Source organism: Pseudomonas sp. Sample_23 (assembly GCF_004307595.1).
Classification (GTDB): domain Bacteria; phylum Pseudomonadota; class Gammaproteobacteria; order Pseudomonadales; family Pseudomonadaceae; genus Aquipseudomonas; species Aquipseudomonas atacamensis.
In genome coordinates, this window is the sequence record NZ_RCNX01000063.1 from 15077 (window position 1) to 31975 (window position 16899).

At 58.4% G+C, this 16899-nt stretch carries 13 protein-coding genes and 1 tRNA gene; 7 read left to right on the forward strand and 7 right to left on the reverse strand.

The window, feature by feature from the left end; translation table 11 throughout:
- Positions 1 to 4 precede the first annotated feature (4 nt).
- The 4 genes from D8U82_RS16680 to D8U82_RS16700 all read right to left on the reverse strand — a co-directional run bounded on the left by D8U82_RS16680 (position 5) and on the right by D8U82_RS16700 (position 5805).
- Positions 5 to 1660: an MlaD family protein gene (locus D8U82_RS16680; RefSeq protein WP_016774726.1), complete on the reverse strand. Its 1656-nt coding sequence runs from the start codon at positions 1658 to 1660 to the stop codon at positions 5 to 7.
- A gap of 245 nt (positions 1661 to 1905) precedes the next feature.
- Positions 1906 to 3207, reverse strand: coding sequence for an FAD-binding oxidoreductase (locus tag D8U82_RS16685; protein ID WP_130902549.1), 1302 nt, complete (start codon positions 3205 to 3207; stop codon positions 1906 to 1908).
- Positions 3204 to 4292, reverse strand: coding sequence for a polyamine ABC transporter substrate-binding protein (locus tag D8U82_RS16690; RefSeq protein WP_130902550.1), 1089 nt, complete (start codon positions 4290 to 4292; stop codon positions 3204 to 3206). Before D8U82_RS16690 ends, D8U82_RS16685 begins: the two co-directional genes overlap by 4 nt.
- Before the next feature lie 154 nt (positions 4293 to 4446).
- The gene (locus D8U82_RS16700) at positions 4447 to 5805 is read right to left on the reverse strand and encodes a glutamine synthetase family protein (protein ID WP_130902552.1); all 1359 of its coding nucleotides are present in this window, start codon (positions 5803 to 5805) and stop codon (positions 4447 to 4449) included.
- Between the two features lie 162 nt (positions 5806 to 5967).
- Here D8U82_RS16700 and D8U82_RS16705 point away from each other — a divergent pair, with 162 nt between their 5' ends.
- The 5 genes from D8U82_RS16705 to D8U82_RS16725 all read left to right on the forward strand — a co-directional run bounded on the left by D8U82_RS16705 (position 5968) and on the right by D8U82_RS16725 (position 11309).
- Positions 5968 to 6864 carry a helix-turn-helix domain-containing protein gene (locus tag D8U82_RS16705; protein ID WP_122507352.1) on the forward strand — a complete coding sequence of 299 codons (897 nt, stop codon included), beginning with the start codon at positions 5968 to 5970 and terminating at the stop codon, positions 6862 to 6864.
- An 81-nt stretch (positions 6865 to 6945) separates the two neighbouring features.
- The gene (locus tag D8U82_RS16710; protein ID WP_110600592.1) at positions 6946 to 7455 is read left to right on the forward strand and encodes a sigma-70 family RNA polymerase sigma factor; all 510 of its coding nucleotides are present in this window, start codon (positions 6946 to 6948) and stop codon (positions 7453 to 7455) included.
- Positions 7455 to 8405, forward strand: a complete 951-nt coding sequence (locus tag D8U82_RS16715) for a FecR domain-containing protein (protein WP_130902553.1) — start codon at positions 7455 to 7457, stop codon at positions 8403 to 8405. The genes D8U82_RS16710 and D8U82_RS16715 overlap by 1 nt, the downstream gene beginning before the upstream one ends.
- A 67-nt stretch (positions 8406 to 8472) precedes the next feature.
- Positions 8473 to 10875: a TonB-dependent receptor gene (locus D8U82_RS16720; RefSeq protein WP_130902554.1), complete on the forward strand. Its 2403-nt coding sequence runs from the start codon at positions 8473 to 8475 to the stop codon at positions 10873 to 10875.
- 254 nt (positions 10876 to 11129) lie between these two features.
- A complete protein-coding gene (locus D8U82_RS16725) occupies positions 11130 to 11309 on the forward strand; it encodes a hypothetical protein (RefSeq protein ID WP_130887266.1) in 180 nt (59 codons plus the stop codon).
- Positions 11310 to 11596: 287 nt separating this feature from the next.
- On the opposite strand, the gene D8U82_RS16730 is transcribed toward D8U82_RS16725, so the two are convergent.
- The 3 genes from D8U82_RS16730 to D8U82_RS16740 all read right to left on the reverse strand — a co-directional run bounded on the left by D8U82_RS16730 (position 11597) and on the right by D8U82_RS16740 (position 14799).
- Entirely contained in the window at positions 11597 to 13918 is a 2322-nt protein-coding gene (locus tag D8U82_RS16730; RefSeq protein ID WP_130902555.1) for a hypothetical protein, read from the reverse strand.
- A 25-nt stretch (positions 13919 to 13943) separates the two neighbouring features.
- Positions 13944 to 14018, reverse strand: a tRNA-Lys gene (locus D8U82_RS16735).
- A 136-nt stretch (positions 14019 to 14154) separates the two neighbouring features.
- Entirely contained in the window at positions 14155 to 14799 is a 645-nt protein-coding gene (locus D8U82_RS16740; protein ID WP_130902556.1) for a dTMP kinase, read from the reverse strand.
- A gap of 104 nt (positions 14800 to 14903) precedes the next feature.
- On the opposite strand from D8U82_RS16740, the gene D8U82_RS16745 reads away from it, so the two are divergent.
- A complete protein-coding gene (locus D8U82_RS16745) occupies positions 14904 to 15965 on the forward strand; it encodes an SDR family oxidoreductase (RefSeq protein WP_130902557.1) in 1062 nt (353 codons plus the stop codon).
- Between the two features lie 377 nt (positions 15966 to 16342).
- Positions 16343 to 16858, forward strand: coding sequence for a DoxX family protein (locus D8U82_RS16750; RefSeq protein ID WP_130902558.1), 516 nt, complete (start codon positions 16343 to 16345; stop codon positions 16856 to 16858).
- The last annotated feature ends 41 nt before the right edge of the window (positions 16859 to 16899 follow it).

Sequence of the window (16899 nt, forward strand, 5' to 3'; positions counted from 1 at the left end):
GTGCTCAATTGCGTGGCGGTCCTTTGAGGTCCAGCGGCGCGGCGTTGTCGGGACGCCCGCGAATCAGCGACTCAGGGTGGCGACCGAGGTAATCCGACAGCTCTCGCAACGAGCGCGACATGCGCCCGAGTTCGTCTAGGGTCTCGGTGAGTTGCTCACGTTGCGGTGAGTCCTCGGCGAGGGTCGAATTGGCCGACTGCAAGGTCTTGCTGACATCGGCGAGGGTGCTCTGTACACCCGGCAGAGTCCTGGCGTTGAACTGCTTCAGGCCCTTGCGCAGCTCGACCAGATTGCCGTCGAGGTTGCTGGCGATGCGTTCAACCGGCAATGCGTTGATCTTGTTGACCATCGCCTCGAGTTTTTCCTGCAATTGTTCGAGGCTGCCGGGAATGGTCGGAATGGTGACCGGCCGTGCCTTGGGGTCGAACGCGACTTTCGGCGCTTTGGGGTAGAAATCCAGCGAGATATACAACTGACCGGTGAGCAGGTTGCCATTGCGGGCCTGGGCGCGCAGGCCATTTTCAATGAACGTGCCGATCAGGCGCGCGCCGGTGGCCTCGTCGTTTTCGTCGCCATGGTAGGTCTTGAGAATCTTCGCGTGGGCACGGCCGAGTCGCTGCGGATAAATGACAATGCCGACATTCACCGGAAAGGTGCGCTTGACCTCGTCGAAGTCGAGATTGACCGCCACCACCCGGCCGATTTCGATACCGAGAAACTCTACGGGCGCATCCACCTTGAGGCCGCGCAACGCCTGATCAAACCGCAGCGCCAGGTATTGCGCCTTGCCGTCGGGCGGGGCGAGGGCGGCGGTCTGGTTGGCAAACAGCTCGAAACTCTTGTCGTCGCTGGCCGGCTTATCGTCGGGGCTGTAGTCCGGGGCGCGGAAAGCGATGCCGCCGACCAGCAGGGTCGACAGCGATTCGGTTTTCACCGCAAAGCCGTTGGCGCCGACATTGATGTCGATGCCACTGGCGTTCCAGAAGCGGGTGTTTTCGGTAACGTAGGCATCGTTGGGCGAATGCACGAAGACTTCGATGTTGACGCCTTTGCCGTCCGGGTCCAGCGCGTAGGACACGACCTGGCCAACCGGAATCTTGCGGTAATAAACGGGGGAGCCGATGTCCAGCGAGCCAAGGTCTGCGGTGTGCAGCGTAAAGCGTTTGCCCGGTTCGCCGTAGGTGATCGGCGGCGGGTTCTCCAGACCTTTGAAGTTTTTTGAGCGGGTATTGGCCTGGCCAATGTCGGCGCCGATGTAATCCCCCGACAGCAGCGTATCGATGCCCGATACCCCGCCGGCGCCGATGCGTGGACGCACCACCCAGAATTGCGAATCCTCGCGGGTGAAGGCTTCGGCTTGCTTGGCCAGTTTGATCGTGGCGTTGACGTGTCTATGGTCGTTGGCCAGTTCGACGTCGGAGACATGGCCGATGACCACGTTGCGGTATCTGACTTCGGTCTTGTTAGCGGTCAGGCCATCGCCGGTCTTGAAGGTAACGGTGATGACCGGGCCTTCCTGAAGGATGTTGTGAATCACCAGCGAAATCCCGACCAGCACCGCCACAATCGGCACGATCCATACCAGTGAAATAGCGAAACGGCGGGTTTTGATCGGCGCCTGACCGGGTGCTCGCGGCTCATCGCTGGCTGACGACTTCATCCATGTCCTCCTCAATTAATCGGGCCCTGAGCGTCGGGAACGCAAAAGCACTTCATCAATATAGAAGTGCTTGGCGATAGAGCAAATGTGTATAGCTGGCGTGGGACGCGATTGCGGTGCAAGGAGCTGGCGAAGGTTGCGACCTGATCGTTCCCATGCTCTGCGTGGGAATGCAGCCCGGGACGCTCTGCGTCACAAGATCGCAGCCTTCGGCAGCTCCTATAGGGGCCAGAGTCGTGGCGGGCTCAGCCGAGCATTTCGCGCAGGCGATACCAGAACATGCCCAGCGCCAGCAGCGGCGAACGCAAGGCCGGCCCGCCAGGGAAGGTCATGTGCGGCACGCCGCTGAACACGTCCATGCCCTGACTGTGCCCGGCATGAATGGCTTCGCCCAACAACTTCGCACACCAGTGCGTGACGTTGAGGCCATGACCGGAATAACCCTGCGCGTAAAACACGTTCGGGTGCTGTTTGAGTCGGCCAACCTGGGGGAAGCGATTGGCGGTAATGCCGATCTTGCCGCCCCATTGGTAGTCGATTCGCACATCGGCCAGTTGCGGGAACACCTTGAGCATTTTCGGGCGCATATAGGCGGCGATGTCCGCCGGATCGCGCCCGGAATAATGACAAGCGCCGCCAAACAGCAACCGTCGATCAGCCGAGAGTCGGTAATAGTCCAGCCCGACTTTTTGATCGCACAACGCCAGGTTCTGTGGAATCAACTGCGCGGCGCGGCTTTCGTCCAGCGGCTCGGTGGCGATGATGTAACTGCCGGCGGGCAGCACTTTGCCGCTGAGTTTCGGCTCGAGGTCATCCAGATGCGCGTTGCAGCCGAGCACCAGGCTGCCGGCGCGTACTGAACCTGTGGCGCAACGCACCTCGACAGTCGGGCCATGGAGGATTTCCAGCACCGGACTCTGCTCAAAGATCCGCACGCCCAGCGATGCCGCGAGACGCGCCTCACCTTGCACCAGATCCAGCGGATGCAAGTGCCCCGAACCCATGTCGATCAATCCGCCGGCGTACACACCAGCGTCGACCACTTGCTGCCGGATCTGTTCCGGCCCGACCAGCCTCGTTGCGTGGGCATAGTCGAGTTCGGCGAGGCTGTCCTGTTCCTGCTTGAACGCGGCGAATTGCGCGGCGGTGTTGGCCAGTTCGCAAAAGCCCCAGCGCAGATCACAGGCGATGGCGTTGTCAGTGATGCGCTGGCGCACCAGCTCCACCGAATCGATGCCGGCGCGCTGCAGATAGCGCACGCCGTCCTGGCCAAGGTAGCGAGCGAACCCCTCGACTTCATGGCCGATACCGCGAATCAGCTGACCGCCATTGCGCCCGCTGGCGCCCCAGCCGATACGTCGCGCCTCAAGCAACACCACCGACAGACCGCGCTGCGCCAGCTCAATCGCGGTATTGACGCCAGTGAAGCCGCCACCGATTACGCAGACATCAGCAAGCAAATCACCATCCAGCGCAGGGTAGGGCGTGCTCGCCCGCGCAGAAGCGGCGTAATAAGAGCCGGTGTGTTGTGCGCTGTGCTGATTCATTTGTTCGACTTCACTTTGCTCCACGACCGGGTCATCAGACGCATGATCGCCTGGGGCGGGGTCGAGGAAATGTAGAGTTTGTCGAGCACCGACTGCGGCGGGTAAACCTCAGGGTTGTTGACCAGTGCCTCATCCATGAACGGCTTGGCCGCCGGATTCGGATTGGCGTAGCCGACGGTGGCGCTGACCTTGGCGATCACCTGCGGATCGAGCAGGTAGTTGATGAAGGCGTGCGCCTCTTTGGCGTTGCTCGCATCGGCTGGGATCGCCAGCAGATCGAACCACAGGTTGGCGCCTTCCTTGGGGATGGCGTAAGCGATATTCACACCGTTCTTGGCTTCCTTGGCGCGGTTGGCTGCCTGGAACACATCGCCGGAGTAACCGAACGCGACGCAGATGTCACCATTGGCCAGGTCCGACACGTATTTGGATGAATGGAAATAGGTGATGTACGGGCGGATGCTCAGGAGCTTGGCTTCGGCCTTTTTGTAGTCTTCAGGGTTTTCACTGCGCGGGTCCATGCCCATGTAGTTGAGGATGGCCGGGAAGACTTCGTCGGCGGAGTCCATCATCGACACGCCGCACTGGCTGAGCTTCTTCAGATTTTCGGGTTCGAACAGCACGGCCCAGGAGTCGATGTGGTCGATGCCGAGCACTTGCTTGACCTTGTCGACGTTGTAACCGATGCCGTTGGTGCCCCACAGATAGGGAACCGAATGCGCATTGCCGGGATCATTTTTCTCAAGCAATTCAAGCAGTTTCGGGTCCAAGTTCTTCCAGTTTGGTAACTGTGAACGATCGAGTTTCATGAACGCGCCGGCCTTTACCTGGCGAGCGAGGAAATGGTTGGACGGCACTACCACGTCATATCCGGTCCGACCGGCGAGGAGTTTGCCTTCAAGGGTTTCGTTGGAGTCGAAGACGTCGTAGATCACCTTGATCCCGGTCTTGCTCTGGAAGTCGGCGAGGGTGGTTTCGCCGATGTAGTCGGTCCAGTTGTAGACGCTGACTTGGGGCTCGGCGTGGGCTACGGCACTGAACAGCACGCTCAGTGCGACCGGGAGTACGGATTTCAATAGACGCATATCGACACCTCTTGGATTTATTGGAATTCTCAGGCGCTGCACAATCCCATGTGGGAGCGAGCCTGCTCGCGAAAGCGGTGTTTCAGTCGACATCTATGGTGAGTGTGCCGACGTCTTCGCGAGCAGGCTCGCTCCCACAGGGACGGCTGCGCGGTCAGACGCTGAGCAGCAGGAACTCCCGCTCCCACGAGCTGATCACGCGCTTGAAGTTTTCGTGCTCGGCGCGTTTGACCGCGACGTAGCCGCGGACGAATTTGCTGCCCAGGTACTCGGCGACCTTCGGGCACTCTTCCATCTGCGTCAGGGCTTCTTCGATGGTGAGGGGCAGGCGTAGATTGCGCCGTTCGTAGGCCCGGCCTTCGACCGCCGCGCTCGGCTCGATCTTCTCGACCATGCCGATGTAGCCGCACAGCAGGCTTGCGGCAATCGCCAGGTACGGGTTGGCGTCGGCGCCGGGCAAGCGGTTCTCCACGCGCATCGATTCCGGCCCCGATGTCGGCACACGAAGGCCGACGGTGCGGTTCTCCTCGCCCCATTCGACGTTGACCGGTGCCGAGGTGTCCGGCAGGAAGCGGCGGAACGAATTGACGTTCGGCGCGAACATCGGCAGCACTTTCGGGATGTACTTCTGCAGGCCACCGATGTGATGCCGGAACAGTTCGCTCATGTTGCCCTCGGCATCGGCAAAGATCGGCTGACCCGTCGCGATCTCGACCACACTCTGGTGCAAGTGCATGGCGCTGCCGGGCTCGTCGCCGATCGGTTTGGCCATGAACGTCGCAGTGACATTGTGCTTGAGCGCTGCTTCGCGCAGGGTGCGTTTGAACACGGTGATCTGGTCAGCCAGATCCAGCGCATCGCCGTGGCGGAAGTTGATTTCCATCTGCGCCGGGCCGTCTTCGTGGATCAGCGTGTCGAGATCCAGGCCTTGCAGTTCGCACCAGTCGTAGACGTCTTCGAACAGCGGATCGAATTCGTTGGCGGCATCGATCGAGAACGACTGGCGCCCGCTTTCCGCACGGCCCGAACGACCCAGTGGTGCCTTGAGCGGCAGGTCCGGATCTTCACAGCGCTGGGTCAGGTAGAACTCCATTTCCGGCGCGACAATCGGCTTCCAGCCCTTATCGGTGTAGAGCTGCAGAACTTTTTTCAGCACGTTGCGCGGCGACAGTTCGATCGGATTGCCAAACTTGTCGAAGGTGTCGTGGATGACGATGGCGGTCGGCTCGATGGCCCACGGAATGACGTACACGGCGTCGGAAACCGGCTTGCAGACCATGTCGATGTCGGCCGGGTCGAGCAGGTCGTAGTAGATGTCGTCGTCGACAAAATCCCCGGTTACCGTTTGCAGCAGCACGCTCTCCGGCAGGCGCATGCCGCGCTCATGCAGGAACTTGTTGGTCGGTGCAATCTTGCCGCGGGCGATGCCGGTCAGGTCGCTGACCACGCATTCGACTTCGGTAATCTTGTGATCTTTCAGCCAGGTGAACAGCTGATCGAAAGGGGCGTTCATAAAGACCTCGTTATTGGTTTTGTAGACGCCGGGGAGGGCGGGTTTCATCTTCCGCCCCTTCCCCTGTGGCGCGTTGGCGACTATCTTGGGCGCGGCTTGCGATTCCATCTATCCACTTTCAGCAGCACCAAAGCGCACCAAAAGAGTGCGCAAGGTCACCCCATGACAACGTGCAATCCGCTTCAGGTACAAGCGTTCAACACCGCCGACGTGGCCGAGCAAATCCGCGCTACACCGGGCTGGGTCCAGCATTACCAGCAGATGTCGCCGGGGCATTTCGCCGGGCAGATTCGCTATCTCGATCTGCAGGGCGTCGAGGTTTACGAAGAACAGATGAACACCCGGGTCGAGCAGAATTTCAGTGCGCCATCCGGGGCTCTGGCGTTCTGCTTTGATCGCAGCGACAACGCGCTGTACCTGCTCAACGAAGAGAGCCGCAATATTTGGATCACCCCGGAGAACTACCGAGAAATCGCCGTGGTATTTGGTCCGGACTTCGTCCGCGAGCACGGTTTGCAAGTGGCGAAACTCGAAGGGTTGTTCATGGCACCGCTGAACTGCGGACAGAACGCTTTGTTCAGCGGCTGGTTAAGCTCGATTCTCACGAAGTTGTCGCAAGCTGCTGATCCACTTGATAAAGATCGCCTGACTCAACAGTTGCTTGAGGACTGCCTGTTCATCCTCGACAACGCTCACACCAGCCTTGATCGCAGCGGATTGCAGCGGCGCAACAACGAACGCCAAATCATCAAAAGAGTGGGGGAGTGGGCGGCTGATTCGCCGGAAGACACGGTTAATCTGCTCGAACTTTCTCACGTCGCCGGCGTGCCGCTGCGCCAGTTGCAACAGGCTTTCAAGGCCTACACCGGGATGACCCCGAGCCACTGGTTACGGCTGAGGCGGCTGAACAGTGCGCACCGTGAATTGCTCAAGCGCAGGCCCACGGAAACCACCGTTGCCGAAGTGGCGATGCGTTGGTCGTTCTGGCATCTGGGGCGGTTTTCCAGCAGTTACCGCGCGCTGTTCAAGGAGCTGCCGAGCGAAACGCTCAAGCGCTGAGCAGAAAAAGGCTTTGTGTCCTTCGAGAAGTTAAATAGAATCAGTCTCATTTGAATCTACCTTCGCGCAGGGTCTCTTGAGATGATTGAAGCTACGTCACCGTCGGAGCAGAGCCTGCAGCAGTTGTATCGCGAGCACCGCGGCTGGCTGGAAACCTGGCTGCGCCGGCGCATGGGCAATGCGTGGGATGCGGCGGACCTCAGTCAGGACACCTTTCTGCGCGTCCTGTGCAACGCGCCGCCGCTGGCCGAGTTGCGCGAGCCGCGCGCGTATTTGCTCACCGTCGGCAAACGCCTGCTGAGCAATTTCTACACGCGGCGCCATCTGGAAAAAGCCTACCTCGACGCCTTGGCGCAATTGCCGGAAGCGTGCGCACCGTCGCCGGAACAGCGCTGGTTGCTGCTGGAAACCTTGCAGGCGCTGGATGAATTGCTAGATGGCTTGCCGCGTGCGGTGCGTCGGGCATTTCTTTGGAGTCAACTCGAGGGCCTCGGCTACCGCGAGATCGCCGAGCGCTTGCAGGTTTCCGAGCGCACGGTGAAACGCTACATGGCCCAGGCTTACGAGCATTGCCTGCTGGCGGAGCTGTAATGCGCGTTACCCCGAGCGAGGAAACACGGCAAGTGGCACGGGCCGCAGCGCAATGGCTGGCACTGCTCGAATCCGGCGGCGCCAGTGATGAAGATCACGCCCGATTGCAGCATTGGCGCGCCAGTGACAGTCGCCACGAAAACGCTTGGCAGAAAATCCAGCAACTGCGTCAGCGCTTTGCAGGTTTGCCGCCGACACTGGCCATGGCCACGCTGGATCGGCCTGATCCGGCGCGGCGCGCGGCACTCAAGCGTGTCCTGGGCGTAGCGGCGCTGGTGCCGGCGGCGTGGTTGATCAGTCGGGAGCTGCCGCTGGAGGTCTGGCGCGCCGACCTGCACACCAGCACCGGCGAGCGGCGCAAAGTGCAGTTGGCCCGGGATTCTTCATTGCAACTCAACACCGACAGCGCGGTGAATGTCGATCTGCCTGCACGTCAGCTGACACTGATTCGTGGCGAGATGGCGCTCAACGTGGCGGGCGATTCAGCCTTTATCGTCAACGCGCCTTATGGGCGGATGATCGTCAATCACAGCGACATCTCGGTGCGCCTCAATGCACGCGATTGCCAGGTCTGCGTGCTGCGCGGTTCGGTGCAATTGCAGCCGCTGCACGGCCCGGCGCTGGTATTGCAGCAGGGCCAGCAAGTCAGCCTGCAAGCTTCGGGCGCGGGGGCGGTGACGGCGTTCGATGCGTTGATGCCCGGTTGGCGCGACGGTGTGCTGATGGCGCAAAACCAGCCGCTGGGTGATTTCCTTCGCGAGCTGAGTCGCTACCGCTCGGGCGTGCTGCGCTGGGATTCGGCGCTGGAATCGCTGCGCATCACCGGCAGTTTCCGCCTCGACGATACCGATCAAGTGCTGGCACTGCTGGCAGCCAGTTTGCCCGTCGACGTGCACACGCGAACGCGATTTTGGGTGTCACTGGTACCGCGCGCAGAAAAAACTGGCTGAAGCCTGTCCCTTTTTTTCGCCTCGCTGGTCATTCCAGGCAAGTGAACAAAATCGAGAGCTTCTTCCAATGCCCGCAGTATTTCCAGGTCGTTTGCGTCCGTTGTTGCAGTTGAGCCTTTTGCTGAGCCTGAGTGCCAGCCCCGTGTTGATCCAATCGAGCTGGGCCGACGATGGCAGCCGCCGCAGTTATCAGGTGCCGGCCGGTAGCCTGAGTGCCGCGCTGACGCGGTTCGCCGGTCTCGCTGGAGTCAATCTGTCGGTGGATCCGGCGCTGGTCAGCGGCCGCAACAGCAGTGGATTGTCCGGCGAGTTCGGTGTGGAGGAGGGCTTCAGCCGGTTGTTGCTGGGTTCCGGTTTGCAGCTGCAACCGGTCGGCGATCAGGCTTATACGCTGGTGCCCGCAGCGCAAAGCAGCACCTTGCAACTTGCGCCGACATCCATACTCGGTGCGAGCGGTTCAGCGGATGCCGATGTATTCGCCGGCGGTCAGGTCGCCCGTCGTGGCTCGCAAGGGCTGTTGGGGTCCAGGGATTTCATGGAAACCCCGTTCAGCATGACCACCTACACCAGCGAAACGGTGAAAAACCAACAGGCGCGCACCCTCGGCGACCTGATCGGCAGCGACCCTTCTGTACGTGCAACCAACCCGGCCGGTGGACGCTACGAGCAATTCACCATCCGTGGTTTCAGCCTGTTCAACAGTGACGTTGCCTACAACGGCCTCTACGGAATCTTGCCGACGTACACCATTGATATGGAAATGGCTGATCGCGTCGACATCCTCAAAGGCCCGAGCCAATTGATCAACGGGATTTCGCCACGGGGCAGTGTAGGAGGGGGGATCAACGTCTTGCCGAAACGCGCGACCGACAAGCCGATCACCTCGCTGACAGCCAATTACGCCTCGAACAACCAAGTCGGCGGCGCGGTGGATGTCGGACGGCGTTTTGGTGACGAAAACCAATTCGGTCTGCGCTTCAACGGGGTCAAACAGTCCGGTGATACCGAATGGGATCACCAGAGCGTCGATCGCGACATGGCGGTGCTCGGTCTGGACTTTCGTGGTGAACGCTTGCGACTTTCCACTGATATCGGCCACACCGAACGCGACACCGACGCACCGCAGGAACGCGTGCAAGTCGCCGCCAATGCCAAAGTGCCGAACGCCAATGATGTGCGCGACAACTATGCGCAACCCTGGAGCCGGGCGCGCACTAAAGACACTTTCGGCACGGTGAACGGCGAGTTCGATGTCAGCGATTCGGTCATGCTGTATGGCGGCGTCGGCGCACGCAAAAGCAATCATGACTTCTTGCGCCATGCAGTTTCGGTGAGCAACGACGCCGGTGATTTCAGCGTTCAGCCGCGCGACTTCACTCGCGACGAGAACGTCCGCACGGCTACCGCTGGCGTTCGTAACTGGTTCCAGACCGGGCCGGTCAGCCATGAAGTGAACCTGGCGGCCAACTACTTTTATATGGACTTCGAAAACGGCGGCGCCCGTTACGCGGCCGGGCGCAGCAATCTCTACGACCCGGTGGAAATCGCCAGACCCGGCACGCCGACCCGCAATGACGCCAAGGTCTACACAGAGAACCGCTTCAGCGGCGTGGCGCTGTCGGACACACTCGGCTTCTTCGACGATCGTCTGTTGCTGACTTTGGGCGCGCGCTGGCAGCGAGTCAAAGTCGATGACTGGAGCGACGGCATCAAGGGCGACACGGCTTACGATGAGGAAAAAGTCTCGCCATCGGGCGGGATTCTGTTCAAGGCGACGGACAAACTTTCGCTGTACGCCAACTACATGGAAGGTCTGAGCCAAGGCAAGATCGCGCCATCGACATCTATCAACGAAGACGAAATCTTCCCGCCATTCATCAGCCGCCAGGTCGAAGTCGGCGCCAAGTACGACGCGGGTGCATACGCGCTGACGGCAGCGGTATTCCGCATCAAACAACCTGCCTACGAAACCAACGCCACCACGCGAGTCTTCGGCCCAAACGGAAAGCGCGAGAACAATGGCGTAGAACTGAGCGTGTTCGGCGAACCGCTCAACGGGTTCCGATTGCTCGGCGGTGTGATGTACATCGACAGCGAACTGACCCACACCACCAACGGCACATTCGACGGCAACCGCGCACCGGCGACACCGAAATACAACGTCAACCTTGGTGCGGAGTGGGACGTGCCGAGCGTGCCGGGGCTGACTTTGACCAGCCGTGGTATTTACTCGAGTTCGCAGTATCTGGACCAGTCGAACGACAAGGAAATCGACTCATGGGAACGGTTCGACGTCGGCACACGCTATGCTTTCAAACTGGACGAGAAGACGATCACCTTGCGCGCCAATGTCGAAAACGTGCTGGATAAACGCTATTGGAGTTCGGCGGGTGCATCGGATGATAGTGAGCCGGGGTTGACGCTTTCTACGCCGCGAACGTATCTGCTGTCGGCGACGGTAGACTTCTAATGGAGCAGGTTAAATGCGTCGATTGTCTTCGAAAATACGTTAACTCCACTAAATGACCGTTTAGTTGAGCTAACAAAAATTGGTCGCGATAGCGGCCGAGGTAATGACTCAGCCCAACTCAACATGGCTTTTCGTTATGAGCAATAACGCAAACGGGCCTAAAAAACTGTTATTTCTTACAGTTTTAGAATTGCTCTGAGGCGCAAAGGATAGTCGCTGCGTAATGAGCACATTCTCTCCAAGGAGCAAACGCCATGACAACGTTCAGCGATGACCAGCTCTTGAACCTGACTCCAGAGCAATTGAAACAATTAACACCCGCGCAACTGGCACGCCGAAAGGATTTAATCAACGAACCGGCGGATCAGCGTGTTGTTACGAAGATTATTAATGTGCAAACGACCGAGCCTATAAACCCGGTGAGTGACGAGTAAATTTTCCAGAAGTGTAGACAAAGCGTTTCAACCAGCTCAGAAATCCCGTTACGGTAAGTAGCGGGATTTTTTTCAGTTGAATGATCGAAAGGGGAAATCTGCGGCAATACCGGAGGTAGAGGTTTGGCAATATTTATCGTGGCAGTGGATTTCGATTACGCGTGGCAATCACGACAACCATGCGAAGCCCGTAACATCTTGTTACGTGTAATGTATATTATGTTAAATGATGGATGCGAATGGCCTCAGGCTTTGGATGTCAGATCCACCACTCCTAACCTCTCAGTCTAAGCAACGCCATTCGTTTGCAGCTTCAACAACCAATGTCTCTCGATAGTCCATCCGATAAAAGCCTGAGCACCTTCGCTTGCTTGGCGAGCCTCGGTCAACGGTGTGCCAGAAGCCGCTACTCGCAACCCTCTAATCGCCGGCAGGAACCTTTCACGAAATCCACCAGGTTGAATCGCGAAATGCGCTTCGATACGTTCAATCGCGTATCGCCTTTCTGTCTCATCGAGCATCGCTAGATAAAACACCATCTGCCGCCACGCGTACGCCGTATTTTTGATCATCACCAAGCTGGAGTGATAAAACCGCAACTTCATCTGCTGGCGTATGCATATCCATCTGAAGCATTCCTCGGCCATCGAAGCCAAGCGATCCTTCAACAGCGTTTTCAACCCAAGCTCACCAAATAAGAGCGCAAGGTTTTGCGTCGTCAGGATCTGTTGTTGCTCGATGATTTTCCCGTTAATCGCCGGCCGCCATGTACCCAAGCGCTCATCAGCCCTCTGAGCGCACAATCTGGCCAATGCGTCCCTGGAACTAGCGTCAGGTCTGGAGAACCTTTTCCGCCTGGATTTCGGTTGCTCAGGAAGCATCGCCAATTGGCTTGCATCAATGTCGTAGTAATTGGCGTATAGCGTGCCACCTGTCAAAGATGCCGCCTGCCTGGCAGATCTTATGTACTTGTTCGAGAAAGTGCCCATGAAAATGTCCGAGGCGACCTCTTCCACAAAAGGCAGATCCAGCTTGGCCATCGCACCAAGCGCAGCAAATTCCTGAATGAGTTTGTTGGGCAGGATCGCTTGAGGAAAAGCGCAAAGAGTCATTGCTGCGGATTCGATCAGGAACTGTTTCGCTGCTTCAGCGACCACCGCGTCCGTTTCTCGCTGGTCTTCAACAGCCGCCACCCACGGCAATTCATTCATCCTGACCTGACTTTGCAGATCCAACAGCAACAATGATCGGCGTTGTCGAAAGGCGCGATAGGTTGCGACAGAGAGCATCCGCAGCGACGTATCGCGAAATCCTGCGCTGCAGATCTCAGCCGTAATCGCTGGCAGCAGCCGCGCCACAGTATCCCCGGATGTAATCAATTCCTTATCGATCAACTCGGCAATTGTGCCCTTTCGACACCGCTCGACGCGTCGACAAATATCAGGAGGAATGCCGCTACCTGTTAATAGCGAATATGTGCTCGCTTCTTCGCAGGTAACGGGTTGCAGCAGAGATGAAAAGTCGGAAACTCCGTCCGAACCGGGATACATGCTCAGACGTGCGGCAACCGCTTTAGCAAGTAGATGGTGACCGGGTGCGGACACGTGACTGCGTTGAGAGTCTCTGTGCTTCTGATGAGATTCGGATTCGGGATGACCATGCTTGCGTACGAAATCGTCGACGATCCTGCGAATTCGTCCGACTTGCCGTTCCGTAAGCGACGCCGCATCGCTAGCGCAATTCCCCAGCAGTGCAAACAACTCCCCTGCCCGATCCCTTGAGCTTTCAGCTTCACCTGAAGCGCTGGGGCAAGAAGCATCGAACTGCTGCTTCAGGGTATTCGCCTGCTCAAACCAGCCCTCGGGATACCGGCGACAAGGCCAATCATCCTGATACGTTAAAAGGAAAAGCGACACCGCCGAATCGTAAAGCGGTAACCGAGTTTCAACGACATGCTTCTGCACTGCCACGCGCGCCTGTGCCGGGCGATTTGAAAGCACGGCTCTGACATCCCCGACAGTAAAAACCTGCACTTGAGCTGTTGAAAGCGGCAAACCGTCAGAAGCCATCGGAAAGAATCGCAGCTGTTGAAAGAAAGGCGCTATTGCTTCAACCAGATCCCATGCGTTCTCTGTACATTGCTGCCCCAGCAACCAGGCCACGGTCAGCAGTGCAGCTTCTTCGGGCACCTCGATTCGATAATCCCCGCTCGCCAGCTTCGCTTGCAGTACCTCGATCCCCTCCTCCGTAAGGTGCCAAGTATTGAGATCGAGTCGCTCGAAGCCAGGACGGATACCTGGAATCGAAGCAGCCAGCTGTCGCTCGTACTCGGTCAGTGCACCGCCGGCCATGAACTGCCCAGTGGCGAAACCTCCCGTGACGACTTCCAGCGTGATCCACTCAGGCACATCCGCGAATGGCGTTCGTGAGCCATACGACGCGGATCCCTGCAATATGTGCTCGATTACATTGCGCCAGCGCTCGATGCGCTTGCTCGTCTGTCCGTTATTGTCGAGGCCCGGTGCAGCGAGTGCTCGAGACAGTTGAAAGGCTGCATAGCCGGCACCTATGCCGGCGTTCGCATTCGATTCCCTATCGTCCCTGAGCATGAGTCCTTCCGCGCCTGCGATGTTGTGGGTCCGGGGGCTGGATTCGAACCAGCGCCCACCCGGTTAAGAGCCGAGTGTTCTACCGCTGAACTACCCCGGAACAGAGCGCGGATTGTCCACGAGTGCTGAACCATTGTGAAGATCGAAAACATTGCCGCTTGTGAACCTGAACGTAATCCCTGGAACTCGTGTGCTCAGTCGTCAAATGCCGCGATGTTTGCTCAAGTCCTCGCCGCTCAGCGTGATGGACCGATGCTGTGACCACGCAGGCGGTTCACCACCCGATTAATCTCCCCTACCACCCGCCCCGTCGCCTCCTCGATCGTTCCCTCATTCCGACACAAAAACCAACCCTGATCGCCAGCGGCCACCTCAAACGCCTCAGTACAAGCGACATGCTCCTCCAGACCGCGAAGTACAGTACTGCTCAAGCCGCGCCGGCGTGCCCCCGCCCTCGCCCACGAAATCTCCGCCGCTGTAACCACCCCGACATGCAGGTCTGGCACCTGTACGTTGCGGTCAATGTTCAATTGCAGGATTTCAGCAAACGGGACTATCCGGCGAAATGCCGCATCGGACGGGTACCAGCGATCGATCAGGATGATGCTGTCGGCGGGTTGTTTGGTGAGCACGTGTTGAGAAATCCAGCGGCGGCTATCAGCCAGGCGTTGGCAAACTTCCAGTTCCAGATCCCGGTCAGGATGGCGGACGAGTTGGTTCACCAAGTGCATTGTCTCGCCCCTGAACGGGTCGCTTTTTTTCTCGCAGAGTCGGATGACTTTTTGCTTGTCCGCCCTCAGGACTTCAGTGATGGCCTCCAACAGCGAGGTTTTGCCGACGCCTTTGGGGCCATCCAGAGCGACAAACAGCGGACGAGTCATTTTTCTCACAGGCTTTAACGGGGAGTAGCGAGCACTCTAACGGATTTTCAGGTTGAACCTCTGTTGCTCGGACGGACTCCCAAACTCAAATCCAGGAGAAACCTATGACCCAGACAGCTCTAGTCGTGGGCGCCAGCGGCATTGTCGGCAGCGCCATCACCCAGTTACTCATCGACAACCAGTGGCAAGTCGCCGCGCTGTCGAGGCATCCGTCGCAAGCGCAAGGCGTGATCCCCGTAGCGGCAGACCTTCAGGACCCTGCTTCACTGGAACATGCGCTGAGGGATGTGAAACCCACGCATGTGTTCATTACCACATGGTCGCGGCAAGCCACGGAGGCCGAGAACATTCGCGTCAATGCCGCCATGGTACGCAACGTGCTCGCCGCCATTCGCCCAGCCAAAAGCGTCAACCACGTAGCGCTGGTTACTGGCCTGAAGCACTACCTCGGCCCGTTCGAAGCCTATGGTAAAGGCAGCCTGCCGCAGACGCCGTTTCGCGAAGAACAGGGTCGTCTCGATGTCGAGAATTTCTATTACGCTCAGGAAGACGAACTCTTCGCCGCTGCGGAAAAGGACGGTTTCACCTGGAGCGTGCATCGCCCGCATACCGTCACCGGGGTGGCCGTGGGCAACGCGATGAACATGGCAACCACGCTCGCCGTCTATGCCTCGATTTGCAAACACACCAATCGCCCTTTTGTGTTTCCCGGATCCAGGGTGCAGTGGGACAGCCTCACCGACATGACCGATGCGCGGCAGTTGGCGAAACAGCAACTGTGGGCGGCCACCACGCGGGCTGCGGCAAATCAGGCATTCAATATCACCAATGGCGATGTATTCCGCTGGAAATGGATGTGGAGCCGAATTGCCGAATACTTCGACCTGCCTGCTGCCGACTATCCTGCGTCACCCTCGCCTCTAGAGAAGCAGATGGCGGACGATCAAGCCGTTTGGGCGCAAATAGTCGCCGAGCACGGTTTGAAAGAGTCCGACATTGGACGTCTGATTTCCCCATGGCATACCGATGCCGACCTTGGCCGCCCAATCGAAGTGGTCACGGACATGTCGAAAAGCCGCCTGATGGGCTTCACTGCCTACCAAGCGAGCGATCAGGCATTTTTTGACGTGTTCGACAGGCTGCGGGAGATGCGTTTGATACCTTAGGCGGTTCCAGACAGATAAGGTGGGCACCTGGCGTGCCCACCTCATTCAACGGTACTTTCCACGCCCTCGCCCCTCCCCTCATCTGCGACGTTCATTCGCCCTGCGAAATCCTCCCGCCAGTCACCGGCAGAACGCAGCCGATCGTATATCCCAACTCCAAAATAGCGCCTTCCACAGGTATCGCTCTGTATCCAAGTGTGTACGGACGCAAACACGTTACACAACATTGATCTTCCCGCCCCCTCAGACACAAGCGAGATACACCAGCACGATGAACTGCGCTCACGGCCAGCGCAGTGCTCCTGTGCCTGACACCTGTCATTGGAAGCACCTGAACGGCTTCCACTTTCTTGACGACAAGTCGGAGGATTAAACCCATGCATACAAACGCGTCATCGGTCTTGAATCGGCTGCAACTTAATCTCGATCGCGCTGGGGACTGGATCGCCCCTTTGAGCCTGCGCGTTTTTCTGGCTTGGGAGTTTTTTGAAGCGGGATGGGAAAAGTGGAACGGTGATAACTGGTTCCCAAGCATTCAAGGGGCCTTTCCTTTTCCCTTCAATCAGCTGCCGGCTACGTTCAACTGGCAGTTATCCATGTGGGCAGAGCTGCTCTGTTCCATTGCTTTGCTTGTAGGCCTGGGAACACGTCTTTCGGCACTGATCCTCATAGTGGTCACCGTCGTGGCAACTGCCGCAGTCCACTGGCCAGCACACTGGTCGACGTTGAGCGAACTGGCTATGGGGTACTCCATCAGCAACAAAGGCTACGGCAATTTCAAACTGCCCTTGATCTATCTCGTAGCACTTCTACCACTGGTATTCACAGGCGCCGGCAAGCTGAGCCTGGATGCATGCATCGGTCGGTATCTCAAGCGTTTGAATGCACGCTGAGTGTTATCGCTTCACCAAGGTTATCGCTCTCAACCCCCGCT

What these genes read in the sequence shown, in the direction of transcription:
- D8U82_RS16720 (WP_130902554.1), top strand. Translation starts at nt 8,473, where the DNA reads ATGCCCGCAGTATTTCCAGGTCGTTTGCGTCCGTTGTTGCAGTTGAGC.
- D8U82_RS16710 (WP_110600592.1), top strand. Translation starts at nt 6,946, where the DNA reads ATGATTGAAGCTACGTCACCGTCGGAGCAGAGCCTGCAGCAGTTGTAT.
- D8U82_RS16740 (WP_130902556.1), bottom strand. Translation starts at nt 14,799, where the DNA reads ATGACTCGTCCGCTGTTTGTCGCTCTGGATGGCCCCAAAGGCGTCGGC.
- D8U82_RS16715 (WP_130902553.1), top strand. Translation starts at nt 7,455, where the DNA reads ATGCGCGTTACCCCGAGCGAGGAAACACGGCAAGTGGCACGGGCCGCA.
- D8U82_RS16705 (WP_122507352.1), top strand. Translation starts at nt 5,968, where the DNA reads ATGACAACGTGCAATCCGCTTCAGGTACAAGCGTTCAACACCGCCGAC.
- D8U82_RS16750 (WP_130902558.1), top strand. Translation starts at nt 16,343, where the DNA reads ATGCATACAAACGCGTCATCGGTCTTGAATCGGCTGCAACTTAATCTC.
- D8U82_RS16730 (WP_130902555.1), bottom strand. Translation starts at nt 13,918, where the DNA reads ATGCTCAGGGACGATAGGGAATCGAATGCGAACGCCGGCATAGGTGCC.
- D8U82_RS16745 (WP_130902557.1), top strand. Translation starts at nt 14,904, where the DNA reads ATGACCCAGACAGCTCTAGTCGTGGGCGCCAGCGGCATTGTCGGCAGC.
- D8U82_RS16690 (WP_130902550.1), bottom strand. Translation starts at nt 4,292, where the DNA reads ATGCGTCTATTGAAATCCGTACTCCCGGTCGCACTGAGCGTGCTGTTC.
- D8U82_RS16680 (WP_016774726.1), bottom strand. Translation starts at nt 1,660, where the DNA reads ATGAAGTCGTCAGCCAGCGATGAGCCGCGAGCACCCGGTCAGGCGCCG.
- D8U82_RS16685 (WP_130902549.1), bottom strand. Translation starts at nt 3,207, where the DNA reads ATGAATCAGCACAGCGCACAACACACCGGCTCTTATTACGCCGCTTCT.
- D8U82_RS16700 (WP_130902552.1), bottom strand. Translation starts at nt 5,805, where the DNA reads ATGAACGCCCCTTTCGATCAGCTGTTCACCTGGCTGAAAGATCACAAG.
- D8U82_RS16725 (WP_130887266.1), top strand. Translation starts at nt 11,130, where the DNA reads ATGACAACGTTCAGCGATGACCAGCTCTTGAACCTGACTCCAGAGCAA.